We start from the raw sequence: 25,406 nt of genomic DNA on the forward strand, positions 1-25,406 counted from the left end.
CCTTCGGGAAAACCCCCGGGGTGAACGAAAATGAGATTTTTGGGAGCATTATTAGTTCCGTCCTGTCACGCGCCTTGAACGTGACTTGTTCCAGTCTTTTCAGCGCTGCGCGGGTGCGCTCGCCGATCAGTACACGTCCTTGTTGAGCAGCAGGGCTGGCGGGGTGCGCACGAGGATGTAGAGGTCGAACCAGACCGACCAGCGCTCGATATAGTCGAGGTCGAACTCGACCCGCTTCTCGATTTTCTCCAGGGTGTCGGTTTCGCCGCGATAGCCGTTGATCTGGGCCCAGCCAGTGATGCCCGGCTTGACCCGGTGGCGTGCCGAGTATTCGGCCACGGCGTCCTCGAACAGCACGCCGGCGGCCTTGGTCGCGGTCGCATGGGGGCGTGGGCCGACCATGGACATGCTGCCGAGAAAGACGTTCAGCAGTTGCGGCAGTTCGTCCAGGCTGGTCTTGCGGATGAAGCGGCCGACGCGGGTGATGCGGTCGTCGCCGCGCGTGGTCTGGCGGTCGGCGTTGGCATCGGATTTTTCGTGGTACATCGAGCGGAACTTGAAAACCTCGATGAGGCGGTTGTTGTAGCCGTAGCGTTTCTGCTTGAACAGCACCGGACCGGGCGAATCGAGCTTGATGGCCAGAGCGATCAGCAGCATGACCGGGGCTGCGGCGAGCAGCGCAATGCTGGAGATGACGATGTCTTCCAGACGCTTGAAGAACGGCGACCAGCCACGCAGCGGCAGATCGGAGGCGATCAGCGTCGGCAGGCCGCCGACCTCGGTGATGCGCTTGTCGGCGTGACGGAAGGCGACCATGTCCGGCACCAGCAGGACGTTGACCGGCAGCTTGCGAAGCTCGGCGATCAGCTGGCCGATGCGGCTGTCGGCAAACCAGGGAAGGGCGACCAGCACCTGAGTGACCTTCTCTTCACGAATCATTTGTTCGAGGTCGCGGGTGTTGCCCAGCAGTGGCAGATTGGCGAGCTGGTTCGGCAGGCGCTCCAGGCGATCATCGATGAAACCGAGCACACCGGTGCGGATGTCGCGGTTGTGCTGCAGGTATTCCGCAACGCGCATGCCGTTCTCCGTACCGCCGAGGATCACCGCGTTCTGCAGGAACATGCCGCGGGCCATCAGCCGGCGGAACAGCGCGAGCATGGCCAGGCGCTCGGCGCCGAACAGGACGGCGCTGGTGAAGAACCAGAACGCCAGGTGCTGGGCGTTCAGGTAGCTGAACAGTCCCATGCCCTGGTGCATGAAGATGAGGAAGCTGAAGGCCGCCGACCAGGCGACGAACATCACGCGGAAGCGCAGCAGTGTGCTGAACACCTCTTCGCTATAGATGCCTACCGTCTGGAAGATGATGATGCTGAGTACCGCGAAGAACCCGAGAAAGGCACTGAACGGACCGGTCGCGGGAAGCTCCAGAAACGCCAGCAGCAACAGGCCGGGCAGAATGGCTGTCAGGCCATGGATCAGGCGGACACTGGCCAGGAAGTAATCGACGAAACTCGGGTGAGCATATTCAAGGGTTCCAACAGACTGTACGCGCATACAAGGCTCCATCCTCAGCTCAAAGCTGGCTCAAATCTCGAATTAATCGCCGCGGTACGCGGGGGGTTGATAGCAGGCCGCCATCGCAACCGTGATCGGGACTCCTGCTCCGACCGTGCCTCTCAGAATGAGTTCAGTACTAGCCGGCCGGCTGCCAGAAAAAGGACGCTTTTCACTCGAGCGGCGCAAACAGCTGTTTTGCAAAGGTTTTATCGAAGGCGGGAGGCGGGCCAGGGCTGGCGTGGCGATGCTGGGCCGCTGACCGGCGGCACGATTGATCGAACATTTGGATTAATACCGCTGCGCTTGGCACATACAACTTCGGCCCGTGTGCCGTGTCTGAAGCAGCGGTGTATCTGCGAAGGGAACTACTGTCATGAGCGACGCCAAGGCGCTGCTGATATTGCATGGGAAACAGGCGCTCAATGATGAAGTGCGTGAGGCTGTACGGCAGCAGCGTGAGCTCGGCTGGGAGCTGGCGGTACGCGTGACATGGGAGGCGGGCGATGCACAGCGGCTGGTCCGTGAGGCGCTAGCCGCCGGATACCCGATCGTGATCGCGGGAGGCGGTGACGGCACGTTGCGCGAGGTCACCGAGGCGATGCTCGAGGCGAACACCGATGCCAGCCTGGCGCTGATGCCGCTCGGCAGTGCCAACGACTTCGCCAGGGCTGCAGGCATTTCCCTCGATCCGTTCGAGGCGCTGGCATTGCTGGATGAGCCGCCGCAGGCGGTCGATGTTGGCGAGATGGATGGCCACCCATTCGTCAACATGGCCACCGGCGGCTTCGGTTCGCAGGTCACGGCCAGCACGTCCGAGGAGCTCAAGCGCTTCCTCGGTGGCGGCGCCTATCTGCTGACCGGCCTCACCCGCTTTTCGGAAATCCATTCGGCGCGAGGTCGCTTCAGCGGTCCGGGTTTCGACTGGGAAGGCGATTTCCTCGCCCTTGGTATCGGCAATGGTCGGCAGGCTGGCGGCGGTCAGCTGCTCTGTCCGCAGGCGACCATCAATGACGGTCTGCTCGATCTGTGCATCGTGCCTGCCCCGGCGGATACCGTCGGCACCCTGGGGACCCTGCTCAGCGGGGGACTGCTGGGCGTCGATGCGGTGTCGGTCAGTGCGCGCGTCCCTTGGCTGAACGTCGAGGCGCCGAAGGCAATCGACATCAACCTCGACGGCGAACCGTTTTCCGGCGCCACTCTGCGTTTCGGCGTGCGCGCCGGTGCGTTGCGCATGCACCTGCCGGCAGATTCGCCGCTGCTGGTGCGCCCCGATGCCGGCCCGGCATGAGGGCTCCGGTTGGCTGGCTGAATTATTGTGCTCGGCGCTTAAAGCCAGGCCGGATGCGGCCGATATGTGTTTTACGATGTTTTCCCAAGGAGCCTGGATATGGCCGGCATACTCGATTCAGTCGATCAGCGCACCCGACTGGTGGGGCAGAATCGCCTGGAAATTCTCATGTTCCGGCTCGGTGGGCGGCAGAAGTTCGCCATCAATGTGTTCAAGGTGCAGGAAGTAGTCCAGCTACCGAAGATGACTCTCATGCCGCATCGACACGGCTCGGTCTGTGGCGTGGTCAATCTGCGCGGCCAGACGCTGCCGGTCATCGACCTGTCCCGTGCCATAGGCCTGCGACCGCTGGTGCCTGATGAGCGCAGTACCATCATCGTCACCGAATACAACCGCACCGTGCAGGCATTCCTGGTCGGCGGTGTGGACCGCATCGTCAACCTGAACTGGGATGAGGTGATGCCGCCGCCGAGCACCGCCGGCCGCCAGCATTACCTGACCTCCATCACCAAGGTCGACGACGAGCTGGTGGAAGTGATCGATGTGGAGAAGGTGCTGGCCGAGATCGTGCCGTACGACACCAGTATCTCCGCCGAGCGCCTGGCCGACCCTATTCTCGAACGAGCCCGCGGCCGCGAAGTGCTCTGTGTGGACGACTCTACCGTCGCCCTGGCGCAGTTGCGCGAGACCCTGAGCCAGCTCGGCCTGAAGGTTCACACCGCCAGTGACGGTCTGAAGGGCCTGAACATGCTCAAGGCTTGGGCCGACGCCGGTGAGGTGCTGACCGACAAGCTGCTGATGGTCTTCACCGATGCCGAGATGCCGGAGATGGACGGCTACCGGCTGACCACCGAGATCCGCCACGATCCGCGCCTGCGCGATCTCTACGTAGTGCTGCATACCTCGCTGTCCGGCAGCTTCAACCTGGCGATGGTGCAGAAGGTTGGTTGTGACAACTTCCTTTCCAAGTTCCAGCCGGAAAAGCTCGTCGACGTCATTCAGGATCGCTTGCAGCAGGGCAAAGACGCCTGACCGATCGACACCGGCCCGGCGGCTGAAATCCGCCGGGCTGCGCTGTATGCTGCTGTGCTTTGGCCCAGGAGGCGCAGCATGCATCTCTCCTCGCTTTATCGCTTTCCTCTGAAGTCTGCCGCTGGCGAAGCGTTGCAGCAGTGCCCGAGCGATGCTCTGGGTCTGCTCGGTGATCGCCGCTGGATGGTCGTCGCGGCCGGGACTGGTCGGTTCCTGACGCAGCGCGCGGTGCCACGCATGGCACTGCTGCAAGCGCACTGGCAGGACGAAATGACCCTGCGTCTGGGCGCGCCGGGGATGCCGGAGTTGCTCGTGCCGGTGCCGGATGATACGACGCTGCGCTGTGTACAGATCTGGAACTCCAACCCGGTGGTCCCCGATGCCGGCGAGGCCGCCGCGGCCTGGTTGTCAGAAGCGCTTGGCCAGGCCTGTCGGCTGGTGCATCTGCCTATCGACGATGGCATTCAGGTCGATCTGGATTACGCCCGGCTGGGCGAGCGCACGGCGTTCAGTGATGGTTTTCCGTTTTTGCTGATCGGACAGGCGTCACTCGACGATCTGAGCCGCCGCGTCGGCCGATCGCTGGAAATGCTGCGTTTTCGGCCGAACCTGGTGGTCAGCGGTGCCGAGCCCTATGCCGAGGACCGCTGGAAGCGCATTCGCATCGGTGCTCTCACGTTTCGCGTGGTCAAGCCCTGCTCGCGATGCGTCATTCCCACCCTCGACCCGCTGACCGCCGAGCGGGCGGCCGATCGGGAACCGCTGACCACGCTGTTGAGCTATCGCAAGGGGCCGGGTGGCGTCTTCTTCGGGCAGAACCTGATCGCCGAGGGCTGTGGCGAGCTGGCGGTCGGCATGCCACTGGAGGTGCTGGAGTAGCACGCCTGACCTGCGTTGCAGCGCAGGCCTGCGCGCTCATTGCGACTCGAAGAAGCGTTCGTGCCATTCCACCAGTGGCTGTGGTGAGTTCAGCTTCTGTCCGTAGATCACCGAGTAGGTCAGCACGTTCTGCACGTATTGGCGGGTTTCGTCGAACGGGATGTTTTCCACCCAGACATCGAACGACAGATGTTCGGCGTTACGCAGCCATTGCCGGACACGCCCTGGCCCGGCGTTGTATGCCGCCGACGCCAGGACGCGGTTGCCGTTGAACTGGCCGTAGATCTGACTCAGGTAGGCGGTGCCCAGCTGGATGTTGGTGTGCGGATTGAGCACCTGCTTCGTTGAGGCCAGCGGGATGCCGAAACGCCTGGCGGTCTCCTTGGCTGTGGCGGGCATCAGTTGCATCAGGCCGGTGGCGCCGACGTGCGAGCGCGCATCGGACATGAATGCGCTTTCCTGGCGGGTGATGGCGAACGCCCAGCTCGGATGAATCTGACGGGTCCGGGCGGCCTGCACCAGCGCGCTGCGATGAGCCATGGGGAAGCGGATGTCCAGGTCGTCCCAGTACTGGGCCTGGCTGATGGTGCGGATGGCCGGGAAATACCATTCCTTTTCATAGGCAAGCCGCGCCTGGGCCACCAGTTCGTCGCGACTGAACAATCGGCTGACGTGATACCACTCGCGACGGCCATCGACGATCTGGCCGCGATCGTGAAACTCCAGCGCGCGGCGGATGCCTGCGGTGTTGCGTACCTTCTGCACGACTTTAGCGTCGAGTGCCAGCGGCTGGTGGTTGAGTTTGTAAGGCGCCTGGATGCGATCGGCCGAGAGAAAACCGTAGAAGTCGCGCTCCTGTGCCACTGGTTTGTAGAGCAGGGCAGTCTGCTTGCTCTCCGGCTTGGCGAGTTGCAGGCTACGCGCCTGCCAGTAACGCCAGCGATTGGTGTTGGCCAGTTCGTCGGGGAAGCGTTGAGTCAGCCGGTAGGCTTCGTCCCACTGGCCCAGGCGCAGGAGCAGGCGTGCACGCCATTCGCTGACGGTATTGTCGCGAAGCTCGGGATCGTACTCGGCCATGACCTTCAGGGCGCGGCTATCGAAGCGCTTGGCGAGCGTCAGCCCGACCTGCCGGGCGATCACGACCTTCTCGTCGCTCGAGAAGGCGAAGCGACGTGCATAGCTGTCGAGCAGGGTCAGCGCCTGTTCCGGGTCCTGTCGCGCCAGCCGACGCAGTCCGATCGAGACGACATCGGCCATGGCCGCGCTGGTCGAGGCGAAACGTTCCGGCTGGCGAAGCATTTGCGGTTTCTGCGCGACATCGATCATCAGCTGGCCTTGCGCCTGCAACGTCGGCAGCCGCTTGACCAGATAGCTGGCGACGCCGTAGTTGCCACTCTCGACCGCGAGCTTGGTGCGCTTCCAGCGCCGTTCCTCGGTCAGCAATCCCTTGGCCTGCCAGAGCTCGAACACCGGGTCGCAGGAATTGTGCTGGGACTTGCCGACCAGCCAGAGACGCTCCACGGCAGCGTCAGCGCCCGGCAGGTCGTTGCGCAGCTGGTATCCGGCGAACAGGCAGTCCAGTTCCGTGAAGTTCATCTTTGGGTCGTAGTGGCGGACGTAGGTCTGCCAGTCGCCGCGGGCGGCCAGCAGCCGCAGCCAGCGCAGCTTCATCCAGCTGATCTGCGGCAGGTCGCCGTGCTCGGCAAGGAATTTCTCGACTTCCTGATTGCTGGCGCTTTTGAGGCGGTTGGTCAGCTCGTCGTAAGCGAGGTACGGCGTCAGGGGATAGTCGCGCAGGGCATTGAGATGGCGGCGATAGGGTCCACTGTCGCCTTTGGCAAGGGCCTGCTTGGCCTCATCGTAATACTGGCGCTGCTGGCTGAGGGTGGCGGCGGACGCGTCCAGGCCAAGAGTTGCAACGAACAGGCAGAAACACAAACTGGAGAGTCGGCCGCGCATGGTACATCCGTAAAACGGGGGCTTTGGATAACAGGCGGCGTGCTGTGCCGGGGGGGCTCAGGAACGGCCTGCTGCAGCAACTAGCTTAGCGTGCCGGATCGGCCAGTTAAACGCGGTTTAAGCTCTGGAAACAAACAATGGCGGACTTCCGACGAGCGTAGCCTCCAAGCATCGAAATCGCCGTTTCGCTGAAGGGCGCACACGCGTCGTCGAAGGGGGGAGCAGCCAATGTGATCGGGGCCCAGCGAGCGGCATCTGCTAGAATGCGCGCCCTGTTTTCCGGAGGTAGTCATGACCCTGCTCAAGTTCACCGATGTATCTCTCGCGTACGGCACCACGCCGCTGCTCGATGGCGTGTCCTGGCAGATCGCGCGGGGCGAGCGGGTCTGCATCATCGGCCGCAACGGGACGGGCAAATCCAGCATGCTGCGTCTGGTCAAGGGCGACCGCTCGGCAGATGACGGCGAGATCTGGCGTGCGCCGGGGCTGAAGATCGGCGAGCTACCGCAGGAACTCCCGCGCGCCGACGACCGCACGGTTTTCGACGTGGTCGCCGAGGGGCTGGCGGGCGTGGGTGAGCTGCTCGCCGAGTACCATCATCTGAGCATGAACATTCAGGATCAGGACGACCTGGACAAGCTCATGCATGTGCAGCAGGCACTGGAAGCCAAGGACGGCTGGCGCCTGCAGCAGCTGGTGGAAAGCACGCTGAGCCGCCTGCAGCTGCCGGCCGACCGGACTCTGGCCGAGCTGTCCGGTGGCTGGCGCCGCCGCGTGCTGCTGGCACAGGCGCTGGTGTCCGAGCCCGACCTGTTGCTGCTCGACGAGCCCACCAACCATCTGGACATCGGTGCCATCGCCTGGTTGGAAGAGGCGCTGACCGGCTTCAACGGTGCCGTGCTGTTCATCACCCACGATCGTGCTTTCCTGCAGAACCTCGCCACCCGCATTCTGGAGCTGGACCGCGGCCACCTGATCGACTGGAACGGCGATTACGCCAGCTTCCTGGTGCACAAGGAACAGCAGCTCGCCGCCGAGGAAACCGCCAACGCGCTGTTCGACAAGAAGCTCGCTCAGGAAGAGGTCTGGATTCGCCAGGGCATCAAGGCTCGACGCACCCGTAACGAAGGCCGGGTGCGTGCGCTCAAGGCGCTGCGTGCCGAGCGCGGCGAGCGGCGTGATCGGCAGGGCAAGGCGAGCTTCCAAGTGGAAGTCGCGGAAAAATCGGGCAAGCAGGTGGTTGTCGCCGAGCACATCAGCTTCGCCCATCCAGGTGGCGAGCCGCTGATTCGCGACTTCTCCATCGTTATTCAGCGCGGCGACCGCATCGGGCTGCTCGGTGCCAACGGCACCGGCAAGACCACCCTGCTCAAGCTGCTGCTGGGCGAGCTGCAACCCAGCAGCGGCGTGATCGAGTTCGGCACCAAGCTGGAAGTGGCGTATTTCGACCAATTGCGTCACCAGCTGGAGCTGGAGAAGACCGTGGTGGACAACCTCGCCGAAGGGCGCGAGTTCATCAGCATCGATGGCCAGAATCGCCATGTGCTGAGCTATCTCGGCGACTTCCTGTTCAGCCCGCAACGGGCGCGCACGCCAGTCAAGGCGCTGTCTGGTGGGGAGCGGGCACGGCTCTTGCTCGCCAAGCTGTTCAGTAAGCCGGCCAACCTGCTGGTGCTGGACGAACCGACCAACGATCTCGATGTGGAGACCCTCGAGCTGCTCGAGGAAGTGCTGCTCGGCTTCCAGGGCACGGTGCTGATGGTCAGCCACGATCGTGCCTTCCTCGATAACGTGGTCACCAGCACCCTGGTGTTTCAGGGCGGGGGTGAGGTGCGCGAGTACGTCGGTGGCTATCAGGACTGGTTGCGCCAGGGGGGATCGCCGCGCCTGCTCGGCGTTGCCGAATCCGGCGGCGAGACGAAAGAGGCAAGCAAGCCTCAGCCGGCTCCGGTCGCACCGGTCGCGACCGAGGCCGCGCCAGCGAAGAAGAAGCTCAGCTACAAGCTGCAGCGCGAGCTGGAAGCGCTGCCAGGGCAGATCGATGAGCTGGAAAAGCGGATCGAGGTACTGCAGGCCGAAGTGTCCGAGCCGGCCTTCTACCAGCAGCCGGCTGACGTGACTGCCGCCGCGCTGGCTCGTCTCGAAGCGCTGCAACAGGAGCTGGACGGGTTGCTGGAGCGCTGGGCCGAGCTGGAGGAGTAAGGCGGTACGTTCGCAGGCGATTCGAGCGAGCAGGGCAGGCTGCGGTCACGGCTTATGAGATGGATCAATGCCATGCGCGCTGACGCGTAGTTAAGTAGTCGCATTGGATCATGCAGTCATGATGGAGCGTCAATGGCAATCGAATACCGCATCACCCTGGATGATGAACACGATTTCAGTTACCGGATCGAACTGGATCGTGACTATGACCGGGAGGTCGCCGCACAGGCGCCGAAATGGACTCGCCTAGAACATCAACGTTGCTCGAATTGCCCGCTCAGCAAGGATCAGTTCAGCCATTGCCCGGCCGCGGTGGATCTGCATCGGGTGATCGAGGACTTTCAGGGTCTGCCGGCGGTGAAGAAGGCCCTCGTCTGGGTGCGTACGCCGGAACGCGAGTACACCAAGCTGGTGGGACTGGACGAAGGTCTGCGTGCGTTGCTCGGGGTGATCATGGCGACCAGTGCCTGTCCGGTGCTCGGCCGGCTCAAGCCCATGGCCCAGCAACATCTGCCGTTCGCCAGCAATCATGAGTTCGTTCTGCGCGCGGTGTCGCTCTACCTGGCGCGGCAGTACTTCAACTTGCGCGAAGGTCGCCATGCCGACTGGGAGCTGCGCGGGCTGGTGCGTTCCTTCCAGCAGCTGCAGCTGGTCAATCAGGCGTTCTGGCAGCGCATCCACGATACCTGTCACGCCGACTCCAACCTCAAGGCCTTCCTGACCTTCTTTTCGATGGCGTCGAGCCTCACTTACTCGCTGGAGACCCAGCTGCAGAAGATCCGGCCGCTGGTCATGTGTGCCGGCGAAGGGGTCGAAGCCGTCTGAGCGACGGCTTGCGCGGCCGGCATCCGCGCAAGCCTGCCGCTGTCCTTACTCGGCTTTCTTGAGGCGTACGGCCAGCACGTCGCACGGGGCACCGTGCAGGATGTCGTTGGCCGTTGAGCCCAGCAACAATGCCAGGCCATGACGGCCGTGGCTGCCGACCACGATGAGATCGCAGTGTTGTTCCTTGGCCAGGCGGTGCACTTCCTGGCGCGGCTGACCGTAGGCGAGGTGGCGCTGTTCGGGCGCTAGGCTCGGGTAGCTGTCGGCGAAACCGTTCATGCGCTCGCGCGCCTGGTCGAACTGTTGCTGCTGCAGCATGGACAGGTCCATCGGAACGTCGCCGCCGAAGGCCATGGCCATGGGTTCGATGATGTGCACCAGGCTGAGCTTGGCGCCGCTGGTGCTGGCCAGTGCCTGGGCACGCGCGACGACCGGGTGGCACTCTTCCGTCAGATCGACGGCGACCAGAATGTGCTGATAGGGCATGGCTTTTTCTCCTTGCGTACCGGTCGGCTGTGGCTGGCTTTCCGGCTTCATATGGGTAAGTACCCTTTTGTTTAACGGGTTTATACGACCTTGCTTCGAGCTGTGCCAGTGGCTTGTTGTCACTAGCGATGACGTCGACAGGGTACGGGCTGTTATGATGGCGGCCCTTGCGCCGCGTCACTGTCCCGGCTCGTCGAGCCGTTGCACGATCATGTGACGCCGGACCTGTTGCCGCGCGGCTTCCGTGAACGGCTTGTGATCGAGAAAACACCATGCTGATGTTCGACTCCGACTATTCGCTCGCCTGGGCCCTGTACGGCATCGCTGCGCTGGGCTGCCTGCTGTTCTGGTTCCGCGTGACACGTTGGATGTGGCGCTGGCTGCGCGAATCGCTGCGTCTGGCTGCCGCTGTGCTGTTGTTCACGCCGACGATCGTCGATCCTGCCAAGGAACTGTTTGCCCCGGCTGTGGCCATTACAGCCATGGATATCTTGTTCCAGGTCGGCAACAACGCCTGGCGGGCGGTGGCCGATCTAGCCCTGTACGGCTTGATCGCCTTTGCGCTCTATCTGGTGCTCGTGGCGATCCGCTGGCCGCTCGAACGGCGTTTTGGCCGCCGTGGCGAGGCGGCGGATGACGTCGAGGATCCGCGCACGCTGCGTGAGCGCCTCGAGCAGGATGACGACGACCACTACGAGCCGGACTATGCGCCAGCGCGCGGGCGTGTCCGTACCGAGCCCCGTATCTAGGGCCTCGAAGCTTCAAGTCAATCATCGGGAGATGACGCATGTGCGAGCTGCTTGGCATGAGCGCCAACGTGCCCACCGATATCGTGTTCAGCTTTACCGGGCTCATGCAGCGGGGTGGCAAGACCGGACCGCACAAGGACGGCTGGGGCATTGCCTTCTACGAGGGGCGAGGCCTGCGCCTGTTCCAGGACCCGGTCGCCAGCTGTGAATCCGAAGTGGCGAAGATGGTGCAGCGCTACCTGATCAAGAGCGAGGTGGTGATCGGCCATATCCGCCACGCCAATGTCGGCAAGGTCGCCCTGGTCAATACTCACCCCTTCGTTCGCGAGCTGTGGGGCCAGCACTGGTGCTTTGCGCACAACGGCCAGCTGTCCGATTTCGAGCCGCCTCGGGGTATCTATCGCCCGGTCGGTGATACCGACAGCGAGCGCGCATTCTGCGACCTGTTGAACCGCATTCGTCTGGACTTCCCAGATCGTTGCGCCGCCGAGGATCTGCTGCCGGTTCTGCTGGGCGCCTGCCAGGAGTACCGTCGCAAGGGCGTATTCAATTGCTTGCTGAGCAACGGTGAATGGCTGTTCAGCTTCTGCAGCACCAAGCTGGCCGAGATCACCCGGCGCGCCCCGTTCGGTCCGGCCCAGCTCAAGGACGCCGAGTTGATGGTGAACTTCCACGCCGAGACCACGCCGGACGACGTGGTCACCGTACTGGCGACCGAGCCCTTGACCGACAACGAGCAGTGGACGCTGCACGAACCCGGGCAATGGAGCCTGTGGCGACTGGGCGAGTGTATGGCGACGGGCAGGATGGCTTGATGCTGAGAAGTTACCTGCGGCTCACGCTGTTCACCTTCGGTCTGCTGGTCGGCATCCAGGTACCGGGCTTCATCGAAGCTTATGCGCAGCATGTCGAGGCCCGACGGCTGGAGGCGGAGCAGGGCTTGCGGGGCTTTCAGGAGACCGCGCGACGCTTCTTCGATGGCGATCTGGATGCGCTCGTGCGGCACTACCGCGATAGCACCGACCCGGTTTTCCAGAGCGATGCGCAGAGCGTCGAACAGCTGGTGAGCCGTGCCCGTATGCTGGAACGTGAGTGGCAAGCCATGCAGCGGCCCTGGTATGCGCGCGCCGTGCACGTCCTGTTCGGAGCGGAGCGCAGCCTGCGGCAGCAGGTCTGGGACAGCTACCGCTTCCAGGTACTGCTGGCGCCCGAAGCCATCGCCTGGGGGCTGAGCTGCGCGGTTCTGCTGGCCTGGCTGGTGGAAAGCCTGCTGCTGGCGGCGAGCTTTCCCTTTCGTTCCCGCGTACGGCGCTACCGCTCGTCTCGCTGAGTACCGCAGCGGTATTGGTGTTCGCGGACCTGGTGTCGGCGCGTCCCTGTGCCGGTCCGATCACTTGGCGAGAAACTTCATCCCTTCTTCGAGCCCGCTGAGCGTCAACGGATACATGCGATCCTCCACCAGTTCGCGAACGATGCCGGTGGAGGTGGTATAGCCCCAGGTGTCCTTGGGGTAGGGGTTGATCCAGATGAGCTTCTTGTACTTCTCCATGAAGCGCTGCATCCACACGTAGCCGGCTTCCTCGTTCCAGTGCTCGACGCTGCCGCCCGGCTGGGTGATCTCGTAGGGCGCCATCGCGGCATCGCCGACGAACACCACCTTGTAGTCCGCGCCGTACTTGTGCAGCACGTCGAGGGTGGAGGTGCGCTCCGAGGTGCGGCGGAAGTTGTTTTTCCACACCGACTCGTAGATGAAGTTGTGGAAGTAGAAGTACTCGAGGTGCTTGAACTCGGTCTTGCAGGCAGAGAACAGCTCCTCGCAGACCTTAACGTGGGCGTCCATCGAGCCGCCGATATCGAACAGGATCAGCAGCTTCACCGCGTTGCGCCGCTCCGGTCGCATCTGGATGTTGAGCAGGCCGGCATCCCGCGCGGTATGGTCGATGGTGCCGTCGATATCCAGTTCGTCCGCCGCGCCCTGACGGGCGAACTTGCGCAGGCGGCGCAGGGCGATCTTGATGTTGCGCGTACCGAGTTCGACCTGGTCGTCGAGATTCTTGTACTCGCGCTGGTCCCAGACCTTCACCGCCTTGCCCTGACGCTTGCCGGCATCGCCGATGCGGATGCCCTCGGGGTTGTAACCGCCCGAGCCGAAGGGGCTGGTGCCGCCGGTGCCGATCCACTTGTTGCCGCCGGCATGGCGTTCCTTCTGCTCCTCGAGGCGCTTCTTGAATTCCTCGATCAGCTTGTCGAGCCCGCCGAGAGATTGGATCTGTGCGCGCTCCTCATCGGTGAGGCTGCGTTCGAACTCCTTGCGCAGCCAGTCTTCGGGGATCAGAGCCTCGAGATGCTGGTCGAGGTTTTCCAGGCCTTTGAAGTAGGCGCCGAAGGCCCGGTCGAACTTGTCGAAGTGGCGCTCGTCCTTGACCATCACCGTACGGGCAAGGAAATAGAACTCGTCCATGTCGGCGAACACGACACGATGTTTGAGCGCGTCGATCAGATCCAGCAGTTCGCGCACCGAAACCGGAACCTTGGCGGCGCGCATCTCGTTGAACAGGCCAAGCAGCATGGCAAAACCTCTGGCGCCGGAGTGGCGCGCTGTACGTGGCGCTCAGCGGGGGCTGTCGCCGTTGTGTTGGGGCAGTCCGTCGCGGATCTCGTACCAGTCAGCCTTGGATCCGACGTAGATATGCGATTGCGGTGGCACCGGCAGCAGCGAATCCAGGGTGCCGGCGGCAACGCCGACCTCGTGCTCGCGATTGTCGACGAACAGCAGATTGGCGCCGCAGCGGATGCAGAACGTGCGGGTCACGTGCTCAGAGGAGTGGTAGACGCCGAGCTGATCCTTGCCGGACATGAAGTGGAAGGCATCCAGCGGCACGCTCGCGTAAGTGGCGAATGCGGCGCCGTGAGCCTTGCGGCACATCTTGCAGTGGCAATGGGTCAGCGCATCGATTGGGGCGTCGATGCGATAGCGCACGACGCCGCACAGGCAACTACCGGTATGCGTTTGCATGTTTCGTTCCTCCAGTGAGTGCACGGCCGGCTCCACCGGGAACCCGGTGCCGATCAGCGGCTGTTGGCGCGCCGACTCATGAAGGCTAGACGCTCGAGCAGCATCACGTCCTGCTCGTTCTTCACCAGCGCGCCGGCCAGCGGCGGGATGGCACGAGTCGGGTCGCGCTCGCGCAGCACGGCTTCGCCGATGTTGTCGGCCATCAGCAGCTTCAGCCAGTCGACCAGCTCGGAGGTCGAGGGTTTCTTCTTCAGACCCGGCACCTTGCGCACGTCGAAGAAGACGTCCAGCGCCTCGCTGACCAGCGACTGCTTGATACCGGGGTAGTGCACATCGACGATCTTCTGCAGCGTCTCGCGATCCGGGAAGGCGATGTAGTGGAAGAAGCAGCGACGCAGGAAGGCGTCCGGCAGTTCCTTCTCGTTGTTCGAGGTGATGATGATGATCGGCCGCTGCGTTGCCTTGATGGTTTCGTTGGTCTCGTAGACGTAGAACTCCATCTTGTCGAGTTCCTGCAGCAGGTCGTTGGGGAACTCGATGTCGGCCTTGTCGATCTCGTCGATCAGCAGGATGACCCGCTGCTCGCTCTCGAAGGCCTCCCACAGCTTGCCTTTCTTGATGTAGTTCTTCACATCGTGGACCTTGTCCACGCCCAGCTGCGAATCACGCAGGCGGCTCACTGCGTCGTATTCGTAGAGGCCCTGGTGCGCCTTGGTGGTGGACTTGATATGCCAGGTGATGAGCTTGGCGCCGAAGGATTCGGCCAGCTGCTCGGCCAGCATGGTCTTGCCGGTGCCCGGTTCGCCCTTCACCAGCAGCGGACGCTGCAGGGTGATGGCGGCATTGACCGCGAGTTTCAGGTCGTCGGTGGCGACGTAGGACTGGGTGCCTTCGAATTTCATTGCGGATTCCTTCGGCGGGGCCTGGCACGCAGGCGCTCGTTGTAGTCAGGGGGTCGACTATAAGGGAAGGTCAGGCGACTGTGAACGCGAGCGCATCATTCAGTCACTGAATGGCTGGCTTGGAGTTTCTGGTGACGCTGCCATTCACTCATCGTCGCCCATGGCGCGTTCGAAGCGGGCCGTGAAGGCCTCGACGAATCCGTTGCGCAATATGGCGATGAACGCCTGGAACGGGCTGACTTCGGTGTCCTTGGTGGTACCCGACAGCTCGACGCGGGTAGCGAATTGGTCCTTACGCTGATTCTGCAGCACTTCCTGGCTGCCGCCGACGACAGCCTCCCACAGTCCGCGCAGGAAGCCCTTGTCATCATTTTCGACATCCTGTTCGTAATCGAAGACGTCGACGTCGCGCAGCAGCGGCTTGATGTAGCCGTCGAGCTGGCTGTCTTTGGCTGCCACTTCGAGCACCAGGTCGCCGGTGCCGCCGGCGAAATCGAAGTTGCCATAGGCACGGCTGAAGTCGTTCAGCTGCTTGAGTGGAACGTCCGTCACCCGAAGATCGACCTCGAAATCTTCCCACTCGGTGAAAGGATCGAAGCGGGCGCTGGCTTCGATCGGTGCCTGATCGAACAGCTTGCCGGTGCCTTCGAAGGTCGCGGTACGGGTGCCGTCGGCATCGTCGGTGTTGGTCAGGTTGTACAGGGTCGCCTGGATATCGCTCGCATAGACATGCACTTGCGGGTCGGAGGAAAAGTTGCGGAACGACAGTTGGCCATCGACGACGCGGATTTCGTTCAGCGTGATCGGTATCAGGGCCTCGAGCTGATCGCGCCAATCGACGCCTTCGCCGCTCTGCGAGTCGCCACTGTCGCCACCGTCGACGAAGTTCAGGTGCGGTTGCTCGAAGGCCACTTCGCCGACGATCTCCTGGTGGTCCAGGATGGCGTTCCAGCTGATGGCGATATCGATACCCGGTGCCTTGAACAGCGGTGCCTGCACGCGCTTGTCCTTCTTCTCGATCAGCAGCCCTTCGATACGATAGGCCCCGCGCCACCAGGCCAGATCGACATCTTCGACATGGCCCTGGTAATCCCCCATGTCAGCGATCTTGTCGTTCAGGTAGTTGCGTACCAGATGCGGCAGGGCAAGGTGCAGCAAGAGCAGCAGCAGGCCAAGCGCGAGCAGGATCCACAGAGGAAGCAGGCGACGAGTCATGGCATTCCGGAGGATGGCTGAATGTTGACGATGGACCTCGCGCGGCGCCCTTGAGTTCGGCTGGACTGTCGCCTGGACTGCGCATAGTCTGATCGGTCTGGTACACCTCGGACAGGGCATTCCCATGAGTCGCATATACGCAGACAACGCACGCTCCATCGGCAACACCCCGTTGGTCATGATCAACCGCCTCGGCCCGAAGGGCGTCAGCATCATGGCCAAGATCGAAGGGCGCAATCCGGCGTATTCGGTGAAGTGCCGGATCGGCGCCGGCATGATCTGGGACGCCGAAGACAGCGGCCGGATCAAGCCCGGCATGACGCTGGTCGAGCCCACCTCCGGAAACACCGGGATCGGCCTGGCGTTCGTCGCCGCGGCACGCGGTTACAAGCTGATGCTGACCATGCCGGCCTCGATGAGCCTGGAACGGCGCAAGGTGCTCAAGGCGCTCGGCGCCGAGCTGGTGCTCACCGAGCCTGCCAAGGGCATGAAGGGCGCTATCGAGAAAGCCACCGAGATCGCCGCCTCGAACCCGGAGCAGTACTACATGCCGCAGCAGTTCGAGAATCCGTCCAACCCGGCAATTCACGAAAAGACCACCGGGCCGGAAATCTGGAATGACACCGATGGCGGCATCGACGTGCTGGTCGCCGGTGTCGGTACCGGTGGCACCATTACCGGGGTGTCGCGCTACATCAAGAACACCAAGGGCAAGCAGATCCTCAGCGTTGCCGTGGAACCGAGCAGTTCCCCGGTGATCAGCCAGACCCTGGCCGGCGACGAGGTCAAGCCCAGTCCGCACAAGATCCAGGGCATCGGCGCCGGCTTTGTGCCGAAGAACCTCGACCTGTCGATGGTCGATCGCGTTGAACTGGTCGATGACGAAGAGGCCAAGCAGATGGCGCTTCGCCTGATGCGCGAGGAGGGCATCCTCTGCGGTATTTCCTGTGGTGCGGCGATGGCCGCGGCGGTGCGGCTGGCCGAGCGTCCGGAAATGCAAGGCAAGAACATCGTGGTGATCCTGCCCGACTCGGGCGAACGCTACCTGTCCAGCATGCTGTTCAGTGACATGTTCAGCGAACAGGAGCTGGTGCAGTAACGCGTTTGCGTCGCGGCTGCCGGATCAGCCGCGGCGCAGATCGGTTCGTGGCTGGAGCGGCGTTCCCGGACGCAGAATCAGCCACAAGGCCAGCGCGATCAGCGCACCGCCCTGGACATAGGCCCAGGACAGCGGCTCATCGAGCAACAGCACGCCCCACAGCACGCCGAATGGCGGGATCAGGAAGGTCACGGTCAGGGTTCTCACCGGGCCGATGTCCGCCAGCAGGCGGAAATACAGGATGTAGGCGAAGGCCGTGCAGACCAGCCCGAGCCCCAGCAGGCTGAGCCATACGGTCTGATCGCCCCAGCTGCGCGGCGATGCCTGCAGCAGCGAGAGGCCGAACAGGGGCAGCAGACACAGCATGGCGCCGGCCTGGCTGGCAAAGGCCACCATCTCGCTGTTCAATCCATCGCCCTGCTGATTGATCCAGCGGCGGGTAAGAAATCCACCCAGGCCATAACAGGCCGTAGCACCCAGGCAGGCCAGCGCGCCGAGCAGCAGATCGGCATCCAGTGGCACCGGACCAATGCGCATCAACAGCGCGACGCCGCCGAGCCCGCTGAGCACTCCGACGATCTTCGCCAGAGTCAGCTCCTCGGCGAAGAACAGCGCGCCGATCAGGACCCCCATCATCGGCGTCGTCGCATTGAAGATGGCCGAATAGCCCGCCGGCACCAGTTGCGCCGCTACCGAATACAGGGCGAACGGCAGTCCCGAGTTGATCATGCCAAGCACCAGGCATAGGCCGAACTTACCTCGGAAGTCCCAGCGGGTGCGCATCAACACAAGAATCACCAGCAGGCCGGCGGTGCCCAGCAACACACGGAAAAACGCCGTGGGAAAGGTGCCAAGCACCGGCGCGATGATGCGCAGGAAGAGGAAGCTCGCGCCCCAGATGGCAGCAAGGGCGAGCAGTCGAAGCAGATCGAGCGGGCGCATGACGGGGCTCCATCGATGGAGCGGCAAGTGTTGTCGTCCTTGGCGCAACTGGCAATCCGAAACCGACTTTCAAACCGCGGGCTGCTAAGCTCGGCGGACTTCCAGACCCTGCAGCGAGGGCAGCATGGTGCAGCATGAACTGGCCGTGGATATAGCGCGGCAGATCCTTCTCGGCTTCGACGACTACCGTGAGCAGTTCCGTCTGATTACCGAGGGTGCGCGGGCACGCTTCGAGCAGGCTCAGTGGCAGGAGGCGCAGCGCGCTTCGGCGGCGCGGATCAATCTCTACGAAGAAAAGGTCGGCGAAACCCGGCGCCGCTTGCTGGACAGTTTCGATCATGCCGATTTGCTAGAGGTCGAGGCCTGGCCGCAGATCAAGAGCGCCTACATCGATCTGATCAATCCGCGCTTCGACGATGAGCTGTCGGAGACCTGGTACAACTCGATCTTCTGCGGCTTGTTCAGCCACGACTGCATCAGCGACCGCACCATGTTCATCCAGACCACCCGGCCGGCGGTGCGTGCCCATGAGCGCATGGCACAAACCCGCACCTACCAACCCAATGGTGATCTGGCGGGCATGCTGGAGCAGATCCTGCGCGATTATGCCTTTTCGGTACCTTACTGCGATCTGTCGGGCGATCTGCGGCGGCTGCAGACGCAGTTGCAGGAAACCCTTCCCGACTGGGTGTGCAAGGATCCCGAGTTGATGGTCGAGCTGTTCGTCTCGGTCCTCTATCGCAACAAGGGCGCATACCTGCTCGGACGGATCTTCACGCGCGACGAACAATGGCCGCTGGTGATACCGCTGCTGCACCGCGAGGACGATGGAATCGTCGCCGACGCCCTGATAACCGACGAGGCGGAGGTGTCGATCATCTTCTCCTTCACTCGCTCCTATTTCATGGTCGAAGTGCCGATTCCCGCCGAGTTCGTTGGTTTTCTCAAACGCATCCTGCCGGGCAAGCACATCGCCGAACTCTATACCTCGATCGGCTTCTACAAGCACGGCAAGTCCGAGTTCTACCGCGCGCTGATCGACCATCTGGCCAACACCGATGACCGCTTCGTCATGGCGCCCGGTGTGCGTGGCATGGTGATGACGGTGTTCACCCTGCCGGGCTTCAACACGGTGTTCAAGTTGATCAAGGATCGCTTCTCACCGGTCAAGAGCGTCAATCGAGCCAACGTCATCGAGAAGTATCGCCTGGTCAAGAGCGTCGATCGGGTAGGGCGCATGGCCGATACCCAGGAGTTCGCCGACTTCCGCTTTCCCAAGTCGAAGTTCGAGCCCGAATGCCTGGCCGAACTACTGGAGGTCGCGCCGTCGACGGTCGAGGTGCAGGGCGATACGGTGCTGGTGCGCCATTGCTGGACCGAGCGGCGCATGACGCCCTTGAACATCTATCTGGAGCACGCCAGCGAGCAGCAGGTGCGCGAGGTGCTGGAAGATTACGGCCTGGCCATCAAGCAACTGGCGGCGGCCAATATCTTTCCCGGGGACATGCTGCTGAAGAACTTCGGCGTCACGCGCCATGGCCGGGTGGTGTTCTACGACTACGATGAGATCAGCTTTCTTACTGAGGTGAATTTCCGCCACATCCCGCCGCCGCGTTACCCCGAAGACGAGATGGCGTCCGAGCCCTGGTACTCGGTAGGGCCGAACGATGTCTTCCCGGAGGAGTTTCCGCGCTTTTTGTTCGCCGATCATGGGCAGCGACGGCTCTTCGCCAGCCTGCACGGTGAACTCTACGACGCGGATTACTGGAAAGGTCTGCAGGATGCGATCCGTGATGGGAAGGTCATCGACGTGTTTCCCTATCGGCGCAAGGCGGACCGCAACTGATCGGCTGCGCGGCCGTCCCGACCGTCGGCGAATCCTGAACGCCTCCTGCCGGGTTGGGTCGCAGTTGTAAAGCGCCGTAACAAAGCGCTGACGGCTCCGGGGCTGCCGCTGGCGACATGCACGAGCGCTTGTGCGGAAGTTGAATTATGCTGGTGACGAAGCCTGCATGGCTCCGATGTAACCCGTTATCTCGCAGGAGGGTGTGACCATGAAAGCAAGGCTCTATGAAACGTTCTGGAAGTTGGCGGTCACGCTTGGGCTGATCCAGCCGCCGCGCATGCAGCCTATTCCGGTACGCGCCCGTCGCGAGCAGGAGCGTCGCCAGTCTCGTTGAGGCCGGGCTCTAGGCGTTCGGCAGCGCGGGACCTCCGCGCTCCACGGCTCGTTGATAAGCGGGCCGCTGCTTTATGCGATGCAGGAAGTCCATCAGGCGTGGGCGGCTATCGTCCAGGCCGCCTCTGGCGCGCGCGGCCTCGATCGGAAAGCTCATCTGAATATCCGCTGCGCTGAAGCTCTCGCCAGCGAACCAGGCCGAGCGGGCGAGTTCCGACTCCATGTAATCGAGATGAGTCTTCAGCTGCGGCCCGATGAAGGCGCGCTGGGCGCCCTTGGCAATGGCCCGCGCTACCGGCCTGATGAAGAAAGGCATAGGGCCGTCGGCGACCCGGTCGAAAACCAGTTTCAGCAACAAAGGCGGCATCGCCGAACCTTCCGCGTAATGCATCCAGTAGCGAAACCGACGATGGTCTGCAGCGTCGTGCGGCCTCAGATGTCCGTTGCCGTAGCGCTCCAGCAGATACTCCAGGATGGCCCCCGACTCGGCCAGCGTTAGGTCGTCATCGGTGATGACCGGGGATTTTCCAAGCGGATGAATCGCTCTCAGTTCAGCAGGCGCGAGCATCGTCTTCGGGTCACGTGGGTAGCGCTTGAGTTCGTAGAGCAGTTCCAGTTCTTCCAGCAGCCAGAGCACGCGATGCGAGCGTGAGTGGTTCAAGTGATGGACGGTGATCATGCCGGCTCCTCTTGGTGGCTCGGCCCAAGCATAGCCGCTCTGCAGGGCGCTGCTCGGTATGGCAGACTCCGCGGCCGAGGTGAATCATGTCCCGTCCATGTTGTTCGCGCTGTCAGCGCCCGTTAGCCCATTGCCTGTGCGAATTGATCCCGGCATTGGACAGCCGCACCCGGTTGCTCATCCTGCAGCACCCCAGCGAGGCGGGGCATGCGCTGAATACTGCGCGGCTGGCGGCGCTCGGGCTTCGCAATGCGCAACTGAAGATCGCCGAGCGCTTCGAAGAGGATGTCGATGCCGATCGGCCGAGTTACCTGCTGTTTCCCGGGGAGGGCGCCTTGCCGGTGAGCAGCCTCGCCGATGCAGGGAGCTCGCTACGGCTGATCGTGCCGGATGGCACCTGGCGAAAGGCGCGCAAGCTGCTGCACGTCAATCCGTGGCTCGCGGCGCTGCCGCGGGTTGAGCTACCAGCTGGGCTGACGTCGCGCTATCGATTGCGCAAAGCGCCGATGCCCGGCGCGTTGTCGACCATCGAGGCGATCGTAGCGGCGCTCGATATTCTCGAAAGCCCGCGACGTTACGACGAGCTGTTGCGCCCGTTCGAGGCATTGATCGAAGGTCAGATCAGCGCGATGGGCCCGGAGGTCTTCCAGCGCAACCACGGCAGTCGATAGCGACCTGGTCCTATTCGACCAAGCTGCGGAAGCTGGTGCTATCTGGCTTCAGGTTGCTTGGCGATCGACAGGGTCTTCTGCCGGAGGATGTAGAGGGTCACCAGGGTGGCGCTGAGCAACATGCCCACGCGGGCCCAGAACAACGGGACCAGCCAGCAGGACACGCCAATGCTGAACCACATGGTCGCTATGGTGTAGACCTTGCCTTTGAGCGGTATGCCGTGTCCTTCCAGGTAGTCGCGAAACCATGGGCCCAGGCGCGGGTGACCAACCAGCCAGTTGTAGAAACGTTGCGAGCTGCGCACGAAGCAGGCAGCGGCCAGCAACAGGAACGGGGTGGTGGGAAGCACCGGCAGGAAGATGCCGATGACCCCAAGGGCGACGGCGAGCCAGCCCGCCGCCAGCAGAAGCGAGCGGACCAGGGGGTTGCGATGCTGGCGAACGTCGCGGTGGCTCATGCCGGGCTACCTCTCGCCGTTTGCCGGTCCGCTGTGAAGTCTCTGGATATGGCAGCCGTTGCTCGATCGGTTTCTGCCATGCCGTGGCGGGCAATCAGAATGCACGGACATGCTGAACGAGCCTCCTCTGGTGAGCCCGCTGCCGCGGGCCGGTGCCGAGCGCGGTGGCACCGCGCCGGCTGAACTCGATCTGCGCTTTGTTGAGGTCGTCGGGGTCAGTGGCGACGCGGCTTGAGCAGGGCCGGTTTTTCCTCAGGCGCATGGCAGATGAGGTACAGCGCCGTCAGCAGTTCCGGAATCTGCGCGACCATTTCGTCGACCAGATCGGGGTTGTCGGCGATATCGGCGAACTCCGGCTGTTCATCGAACAGGCCCGAACCCACCATGATCGGTAGCAGCAGCTCGCTGACTTCTTCTTCGGCGTCTTCGAACCAGACCGCCTCGCGCATGAATACGCCTTCCATGAAGCCGATGCACCAGCCTCGCAAGTCGGATTCGTCGGGCTCCTCACCCAGGTCAAGCTCGCAGGGCAGTTCCATGTCCTCGTCGCTGGCCAGCTGACGAGCGATATGGGCCTTGAGCTGGACAAGCGTGGCTTCGATGGCCTCGCGCTCGGTGTCATCCTTGTACCTCGGGGGCTCGGAGAACAGCGCATCGATCCATTCGCGCTCGGGCACCTGTTCGGAACAGATGCACAGAGCCGTCAGGTAGCCATGGGCGGCGATGTAATCCAGTGCTTCCTCGTGCAGGTCATCTGCATCCAGGAAGACTTGCAGGCGGGCGAGTTGCTCGGCGAATGACATCGGGAACTACCTTGGGGTGGGAAGACAACCCGGATTCTAGACGAGGCGCGGGGCGCAGGCTACTCAAGCCTGCGGAGCACCGCCTGGGCAAGGGCGACTCGTCCGTTAGCGGGCCGCGGTCCTGAACTCGCGGTCCCGCTGGCGTATACTGCGCGCCTTGTTTCGGAGACCGGCATGCTCGACCAGGCACAGCGCATCCTCAAAGACGTATTCGGCTATGACGCCTTTCGTGGCAACCAGGGCGCGATCATCGAGCGGGTCGGCGGTGGCGGCGATGCGCTGGTGCTGATGCCGACCGGCGGCGGCAAGTCGCTGTGCTATCAGGTCCCGGCGCTGTTGCGCGAAGGCCTGGCAGTGGTGGTGTCGCCATTGATCGCCTTGATGGATGATCAGGTCGCCACGCTTGAGGAATTGGGTGTCGCGGCTGTTGCGCTCAACTCCACGCTTGGCGCCGAGGAGCAGCGCGACATCGCCGAGCGCATCCGGCGCGGCGAGATCAAGATGCTCTACCTCGCGCCCGAGCGGCTGGTCCAGCCGCGCATGCTGGCGTTTCTGCAGCGGCTGGACATTGCGCTATTCGCCATCGACGAGGCCCACTGCGTCTCCCAGTGGGGGCACGACTTCCGTCCCGAATACATGCAGCTCGGGCAGCTTGCCGAGTTGTTTCCCGAGGTGCCGCGCATTGCCCTGACCGCCACGGCAGACAAGCGTACCCGGGAAGAGATCGTTCAGCGCCTGCACCTGGAGAACGCCGAGCGCTTTCTCTCCAGCTTCGACCGCCCGAACATCTTCTATCGCATCGTGCCGAAGGAGCAGCCACGCAAGCAGCTGCTCGCTTTTCTCGCCGAGCGCCGTGGCGATGCCGGCATCGTCTACTGCATGTCGCGCAAGAAGGTCGATGATCTCGCCGCATTCCTGACCGAGCAGGGCTTTCCGGCGCTGCCTTACCATGCCGGGTTGTCGAGCGATCTGCGCGCCTATCACCAGAAGCGCTTCCTCAACGAGGAAGGCCTGATAATGGTCGCGACCATTGCCTTCGGCATGGGCATCGACAAGCCCAACGTACGCTTCGTCGCCCACCTCGACCTGCCCAAGTCGCTGGAGGCCTACTATCAGGAAACCGGTCGGGCAGGGCGTGACGGGCTACCGGCCGACGCCTGGATGGCCTATGGCCTGCAAGATGTAATCTTCCTCAAGCAGATGCTCAACAATTCCGAGGGTGATGAGCGGCACAAGCGGGTCGAGCAGCACAAGCTCGATGCAATGCTGGCGCTCTGCGAGGAAACCCGTTGCCGACGCCAGGCGTTGCTGGCGTACTTCGACGAAGAGCTGCCCAGGCCTTGCGGCCATTGCGACAACTGCGTCGACGGGGTGCAGACCTGGGACGCCACCGAGCCCGCTCGCCAAGCGCTTTCAGCCATCTATCGCAGTGGTCAGCGCTATGGCGTCGGGCATCTGGTGGATGTCTTGCTAGGACGCGACAACGACAAGGTGCGCGGCCTCGGCCATCAGCATCTGTCAGTGTTCGGCGTCGGCAAGGCGTTGTCCGAGGGTGAATGGCGCTCCCTGTTCCGCCAGCTGGTCGCCCGCGGTTTGGCCGATGTCGATCTCGAAGGCTTCGGCGGCCTGCGGTTGAGCGATAGCTGCCGCCCGCTGCTGCGTGGTGAAGTCACCCTCGAGCTGCGCCGGGATCTATCCAGCAAGGCGCCGAAACCGGCTGCCAGTGCTGCCAGCCAGTTGGTGCGCGGCGAAGAGCGGGAGACCTGGGAGGCGCTGCGCGCACTGCGCCGCAAGCTGGCCGAAGAGCACAGCGTGCCACCCTACGTGATCTTTCCGGACGCCACCCTGCTGGAGATGCTGCGCAGCCAGCCGGCATCGCTGGCGGACATGTCGCGTATCAGTGGTGTCGGTGCTCGCAAGCTGGAGCGCTACGGCCAGGCGTTCCTCGAAGTGCTGCAAGGAACTGCGCAGGCGGCGAGGTCGCCAGCCGACCTGCGGCATGAGTTGATCAGCCTGGCGCGGGCCGGCATGACGCCCATGCAAATCGCGCGTCAGCTGGACTGCAGCGAGAAGAACGTCTACGCCATGCTGGCCGAGGCGATCGGGCAGCAGCAGTTGAGTCTTGAGCAGGCACTCGACCTGCCCGAAGAACTACTCGGCGAGATCCAGGAAGCCTTCCTTGATGGCGAGGGCGAGCTGCCGCCGGTCAGCGCCGTGGCCGCCCAGTTCGCCGATCGTGTGCCGGAGCAGGTGCTCTACTGCGTGCGCGCCGCACTGCAGGTCGAGTTCGAATTGTAACCGGGTGCATCGCATTCGACGCCGCAAGGCGCAGCGCTGAGGGCATTGCACGGCTACATCTGGGCGCGTAGTGCCATCATTTCGACTTCTGTCGGGCTATCAACGGCCAAAGGTCGTCTTGCCTGCATTTCAGAGCTGTGATTAGCTCACTAATAATTAGTTTTTGC

At 63.1% G+C, this 25,406-nt stretch carries 24 protein-coding genes; 13 read left to right on the forward strand and 11 right to left on the reverse strand.

From position 1 onward, the window contains the following. Positions 1-126: 126 nt before the first annotated feature. On the reverse strand, positions 127-1,554 hold the full coding sequence (locus ACX1DW_RS03870) for an undecaprenyl-phosphate glucose phosphotransferase (RefSeq protein WP_458992822.1): 1,428 nt from the start codon (positions 1,552-1,554) through the stop codon (positions 127-129). Positions 1,555-1,930: 376 nt separating this feature from the next. Here ACX1DW_RS03870 and yegS point away from each other — a divergent pair, with 376 nt between their 5' ends. The 3 genes from yegS to ACX1DW_RS03885 all read left to right on the forward strand — a co-directional run bounded on the left by yegS (position 1,931) and on the right by ACX1DW_RS03885 (position 4,756). After that, a complete protein-coding gene (gene yegS, locus ACX1DW_RS03875; protein ID WP_458992823.1) occupies positions 1,931-2,845 on the forward strand; it encodes a lipid kinase YegS in 915 nt (304 codons plus the stop codon). 99 nt (positions 2,846-2,944) lie between these two features. Next, on the forward strand, positions 2,945-3,877 hold the full coding sequence (locus tag ACX1DW_RS03880; RefSeq protein WP_102840270.1) for a chemotaxis protein CheV: 933 nt from the start codon (positions 2,945-2,947) through the stop codon (positions 3,875-3,877). Between the two features lie 78 nt (positions 3,878-3,955). After that, positions 3,956-4,756 (forward strand): MOSC domain-containing protein, encoded by an 801-nt coding sequence (locus tag ACX1DW_RS03885; RefSeq protein ID WP_267930646.1) that lies wholly within the window; start codon positions 3,956-3,958, stop codon positions 4,754-4,756. A 36-nt stretch (positions 4,757-4,792) separates the two neighbouring features. Here the strand turns inward: ACX1DW_RS03885 and ACX1DW_RS03890 are convergent, their stop codons facing one another. Further along, the gene (locus tag ACX1DW_RS03890) at positions 4,793-6,715 is read right to left on the reverse strand and encodes a transglycosylase SLT domain-containing protein (protein ID WP_458992824.1); all 1,923 of its coding nucleotides are present in this window, start codon (positions 6,713-6,715) and stop codon (positions 4,793-4,795) included. Between the two features lie 291 nt (positions 6,716-7,006). On the opposite strand from ACX1DW_RS03890, the gene ACX1DW_RS03895 reads away from it, so the two are divergent. Together ACX1DW_RS03895 and ACX1DW_RS03900 are read left to right on the forward strand one after the other, a co-directional pair. Next, a complete protein-coding gene (locus tag ACX1DW_RS03895) occupies positions 7,007-8,917 on the forward strand; it encodes an ATP-binding cassette domain-containing protein (protein WP_063540484.1) in 1,911 nt (636 codons plus the stop codon). Between the two features lie 132 nt (positions 8,918-9,049). Next, positions 9,050-9,742 carry a DUF6901 family protein gene (locus tag ACX1DW_RS03900; RefSeq protein WP_102840274.1) on the forward strand — a complete coding sequence of 231 codons (693 nt, stop codon included), beginning with the start codon at positions 9,050-9,052 and terminating at the stop codon, positions 9,740-9,742. Between the two features lie 45 nt (positions 9,743-9,787). On the opposite strand, the gene ACX1DW_RS03905 is transcribed toward ACX1DW_RS03900, so the two are convergent. After that, positions 9,788-10,228, reverse strand: coding sequence for a universal stress protein (locus ACX1DW_RS03905; protein ID WP_063540482.1), 441 nt, complete (start codon positions 10,226-10,228; stop codon positions 9,788-9,790). 272 nt (positions 10,229-10,500) lie between these two features. Here ACX1DW_RS03905 and ACX1DW_RS03910 point away from each other — a divergent pair, with 272 nt between their 5' ends. The 3 genes from ACX1DW_RS03910 to ACX1DW_RS03920 are packed head-to-tail and all read left to right on the forward strand — an operon-like array spanning position 10,501 to position 12,307. Next, positions 10,501-10,977: an MFS transporter gene (locus ACX1DW_RS03910; protein WP_110776584.1), complete on the forward strand. Its 477-nt coding sequence runs from the start codon at positions 10,501-10,503 to the stop codon at positions 10,975-10,977. A 38-nt stretch (positions 10,978-11,015) separates the two neighbouring features. Then, positions 11,016-11,792: a class II glutamine amidotransferase gene (locus ACX1DW_RS03915; RefSeq protein ID WP_161611997.1), complete on the forward strand. Its 777-nt coding sequence runs from the start codon at positions 11,016-11,018 to the stop codon at positions 11,790-11,792. Next, the gene (locus ACX1DW_RS03920; RefSeq protein WP_200595309.1) at positions 11,792-12,307 is read left to right on the forward strand and encodes a DUF2937 family protein; all 516 of its coding nucleotides are present in this window, start codon (positions 11,792-11,794) and stop codon (positions 12,305-12,307) included. The genes ACX1DW_RS03915 and ACX1DW_RS03920 overlap by 1 nt, the downstream gene beginning before the upstream one ends. 60 nt (positions 12,308-12,367) lie before the next feature. Here ACX1DW_RS03920 and ACX1DW_RS03925 read toward each other — a convergent pair whose 3' ends face one another. From ACX1DW_RS03925 to ACX1DW_RS03940, 4 genes are all read right to left on the reverse strand, one after another. Further along, complete coding sequence (locus ACX1DW_RS03925) at positions 12,368-13,546, reverse strand: vWA domain-containing protein (RefSeq protein WP_011913593.1); 1,179 nt, start codon at positions 13,544-13,546, stop codon at positions 12,368-12,370. A gap of 42 nt (positions 13,547-13,588) precedes the next feature. Continuing rightward, a complete protein-coding gene (locus ACX1DW_RS03930; RefSeq protein WP_063540478.1) occupies positions 13,589-13,993 on the reverse strand; it encodes a GFA family protein in 405 nt (134 codons plus the stop codon). Between the two features lie 53 nt (positions 13,994-14,046). Then, positions 14,047-14,895 carry an AAA family ATPase gene (locus ACX1DW_RS03935; RefSeq protein ID WP_063540477.1) on the reverse strand — a complete coding sequence of 283 codons (849 nt, stop codon included), beginning with the start codon at positions 14,893-14,895 and terminating at the stop codon, positions 14,047-14,049. 144 nt (positions 14,896-15,039) lie between these two features. Then, positions 15,040-16,110: a DUF748 domain-containing protein gene (locus ACX1DW_RS03940; protein WP_458992825.1), complete on the reverse strand. Its 1,071-nt coding sequence runs from the start codon at positions 16,108-16,110 to the stop codon at positions 15,040-15,042. A gap of 124 nt (positions 16,111-16,234) precedes the next feature. Here ACX1DW_RS03940 and cysK point away from each other — a divergent pair, with 124 nt between their 5' ends. Next, entirely contained in the window at positions 16,235-17,209 is a 975-nt protein-coding gene (cysK, locus tag ACX1DW_RS03945; RefSeq protein WP_110776587.1) for a cysteine synthase A, read from the forward strand. A 24-nt stretch (positions 17,210-17,233) separates the two neighbouring features. Here the strand turns inward: cysK and ACX1DW_RS03950 are convergent, their stop codons facing one another. Further along, complete coding sequence (locus tag ACX1DW_RS03950; RefSeq protein WP_267934618.1) at positions 17,234-18,151, reverse strand: DMT family transporter; 918 nt, start codon at positions 18,149-18,151, stop codon at positions 17,234-17,236. Positions 18,152-18,275: 124 nt separating this feature from the next. Here ACX1DW_RS03950 and aceK point away from each other — a divergent pair, with 124 nt between their 5' ends. Both aceK and ACX1DW_RS03960 read left to right on the forward strand, forming a co-directional pair. Then, on the forward strand, positions 18,276-19,997 hold the full coding sequence (gene aceK, locus ACX1DW_RS03955; RefSeq protein ID WP_063540473.1) for a bifunctional isocitrate dehydrogenase kinase/phosphatase: 1,722 nt from the start codon (positions 18,276-18,278) through the stop codon (positions 19,995-19,997). 208 nt (positions 19,998-20,205) lie between these two features. Then, a complete protein-coding gene (locus tag ACX1DW_RS03960; protein WP_256070032.1) occupies positions 20,206-20,331 on the forward strand; it encodes a PA1414 family protein in 126 nt (41 codons plus the stop codon). Between the two features lie 9 nt (positions 20,332-20,340). On the opposite strand, the gene ACX1DW_RS03965 is transcribed toward ACX1DW_RS03960, so the two are convergent. After that, the gene (locus tag ACX1DW_RS03965) at positions 20,341-21,009 is read right to left on the reverse strand and encodes a glutathione S-transferase (protein ID WP_458992826.1); all 669 of its coding nucleotides are present in this window, start codon (positions 21,007-21,009) and stop codon (positions 20,341-20,343) included. Positions 21,010-21,095: 86 nt separating this feature from the next. On the opposite strand from ACX1DW_RS03965, the gene ACX1DW_RS03970 reads away from it, so the two are divergent. Continuing rightward, positions 21,096-21,680 carry a tRNA-uridine aminocarboxypropyltransferase gene (locus ACX1DW_RS03970; protein ID WP_200595300.1) on the forward strand — a complete coding sequence of 195 codons (585 nt, stop codon included), beginning with the start codon at positions 21,096-21,098 and terminating at the stop codon, positions 21,678-21,680. Positions 21,681-21,718: 38 nt separating this feature from the next. Here the strand turns inward: ACX1DW_RS03970 and ACX1DW_RS03975 are convergent, their stop codons facing one another. Beyond that, on the reverse strand, positions 21,719-22,138 hold the full coding sequence (locus ACX1DW_RS03975) for a YbaN family protein (protein ID WP_133456756.1): 420 nt from the start codon (positions 22,136-22,138) through the stop codon (positions 21,719-21,721). Between the two features lie 215 nt (positions 22,139-22,353). Then, positions 22,354-22,941, reverse strand: a complete 588-nt coding sequence (locus ACX1DW_RS03980; protein ID WP_063540469.1) for a UPF0149 family protein — start codon at positions 22,939-22,941, stop codon at positions 22,354-22,356. Between the two features lie 174 nt (positions 22,942-23,115). Here ACX1DW_RS03980 and recQ point away from each other — a divergent pair, with 174 nt between their 5' ends. Continuing rightward, a complete protein-coding gene (gene recQ, locus ACX1DW_RS03985; RefSeq protein ID WP_458992827.1) occupies positions 23,116-25,239 on the forward strand; it encodes a DNA helicase RecQ in 2,124 nt (707 codons plus the stop codon). The last annotated feature ends 167 nt before the right edge of the window (positions 25,240-25,406 follow it).

The organism is Stutzerimonas sp. KH-1, from assembly GCF_054483855.1.

Excerpts from the sequence above, each read along its gene's own strand:
- ACX1DW_RS03915 (WP_161611997.1), top strand. The coding sequence starts at position 11,016 with ATGTGCGAGCTGCTTGGCATGAGCGCCAACGTGCCCACCGATATCGTG.
- ACX1DW_RS03975 (WP_133456756.1), bottom strand. The coding sequence starts at position 22,138 with ATGAGCCACCGCGACGTTCGCCAGCATCGCAACCCCCTGGTCCGCTCG.
- ACX1DW_RS03900 (WP_102840274.1), top strand. The coding sequence starts at position 9,050 with ATGGCAATCGAATACCGCATCACCCTGGATGATGAACACGATTTCAGT.
- ACX1DW_RS03960 (WP_256070032.1), top strand. The coding sequence starts at position 20,206 with ATGAAAGCAAGGCTCTATGAAACGTTCTGGAAGTTGGCGGTCACGCTT.
- yegS (WP_458992823.1), top strand. The coding sequence starts at position 1,931 with ATGAGCGACGCCAAGGCGCTGCTGATATTGCATGGGAAACAGGCGCTC.
- ACX1DW_RS03870 (WP_458992822.1), bottom strand. The coding sequence starts at position 1,554 with ATGCGCGTACAGTCTGTTGGAACCCTTGAATATGCTCACCCGAGTTTC.
- ACX1DW_RS03880 (WP_102840270.1), top strand. The coding sequence starts at position 2,945 with ATGGCCGGCATACTCGATTCAGTCGATCAGCGCACCCGACTGGTGGGG.
- ACX1DW_RS03970 (WP_200595300.1), top strand. The coding sequence starts at position 21,096 with ATGTCCCGTCCATGTTGTTCGCGCTGTCAGCGCCCGTTAGCCCATTGC.
- recQ (WP_458992827.1), top strand. The coding sequence starts at position 23,116 with ATGCTCGACCAGGCACAGCGCATCCTCAAAGACGTATTCGGCTATGAC.
- ACX1DW_RS03930 (WP_063540478.1), bottom strand. The coding sequence starts at position 13,993 with ATGCAAACGCATACCGGTAGTTGCCTGTGCGGCGTCGTGCGCTATCGC.
- ACX1DW_RS03895 (WP_063540484.1), top strand. The coding sequence starts at position 7,007 with ATGACCCTGCTCAAGTTCACCGATGTATCTCTCGCGTACGGCACCACG.
- ACX1DW_RS03885 (WP_267930646.1), top strand. The coding sequence starts at position 3,956 with ATGCATCTCTCCTCGCTTTATCGCTTTCCTCTGAAGTCTGCCGCTGGC.
- ACX1DW_RS03905 (WP_063540482.1), bottom strand. The coding sequence starts at position 10,228 with ATGCCCTATCAGCACATTCTGGTCGCCGTCGATCTGACGGAAGAGTGC.
- ACX1DW_RS03920 (WP_200595309.1), top strand. The coding sequence starts at position 11,792 with ATGCTGAGAAGTTACCTGCGGCTCACGCTGTTCACCTTCGGTCTGCTG.
- ACX1DW_RS03965 (WP_458992826.1), bottom strand. The coding sequence starts at position 21,009 with ATGATCACCGTCCATCACTTGAACCACTCACGCTCGCATCGCGTGCTC.
- ACX1DW_RS03925 (WP_011913593.1), bottom strand. The coding sequence starts at position 13,546 with ATGCTGCTTGGCCTGTTCAACGAGATGCGCGCCGCCAAGGTTCCGGTT.
- ACX1DW_RS03890 (WP_458992824.1), bottom strand. The coding sequence starts at position 6,715 with ATGCGCGGCCGACTCTCCAGTTTGTGTTTCTGCCTGTTCGTTGCAACT.
- ACX1DW_RS03940 (WP_458992825.1), bottom strand. The coding sequence starts at position 16,110 with ATGACTCGTCGCCTGCTTCCTCTGTGGATCCTGCTCGCGCTTGGCCTG.
- ACX1DW_RS03910 (WP_110776584.1), top strand. The coding sequence starts at position 10,501 with ATGCTGATGTTCGACTCCGACTATTCGCTCGCCTGGGCCCTGTACGGC.
- ACX1DW_RS03935 (WP_063540477.1), bottom strand. The coding sequence starts at position 14,895 with ATGAAATTCGAAGGCACCCAGTCCTACGTCGCCACCGACGACCTGAAA.
- ACX1DW_RS03980 (WP_063540469.1), bottom strand. The coding sequence starts at position 22,941 with ATGTCATTCGCCGAGCAACTCGCCCGCCTGCAAGTCTTCCTGGATGCA.
- aceK (WP_063540473.1), top strand. The coding sequence starts at position 18,276 with ATGGTGCAGCATGAACTGGCCGTGGATATAGCGCGGCAGATCCTTCTC.
- ACX1DW_RS03950 (WP_267934618.1), bottom strand. The coding sequence starts at position 18,151 with ATGCGCCCGCTCGATCTGCTTCGACTGCTCGCCCTTGCTGCCATCTGG.
- cysK (WP_110776587.1), top strand. The coding sequence starts at position 16,235 with ATGAGTCGCATATACGCAGACAACGCACGCTCCATCGGCAACACCCCG.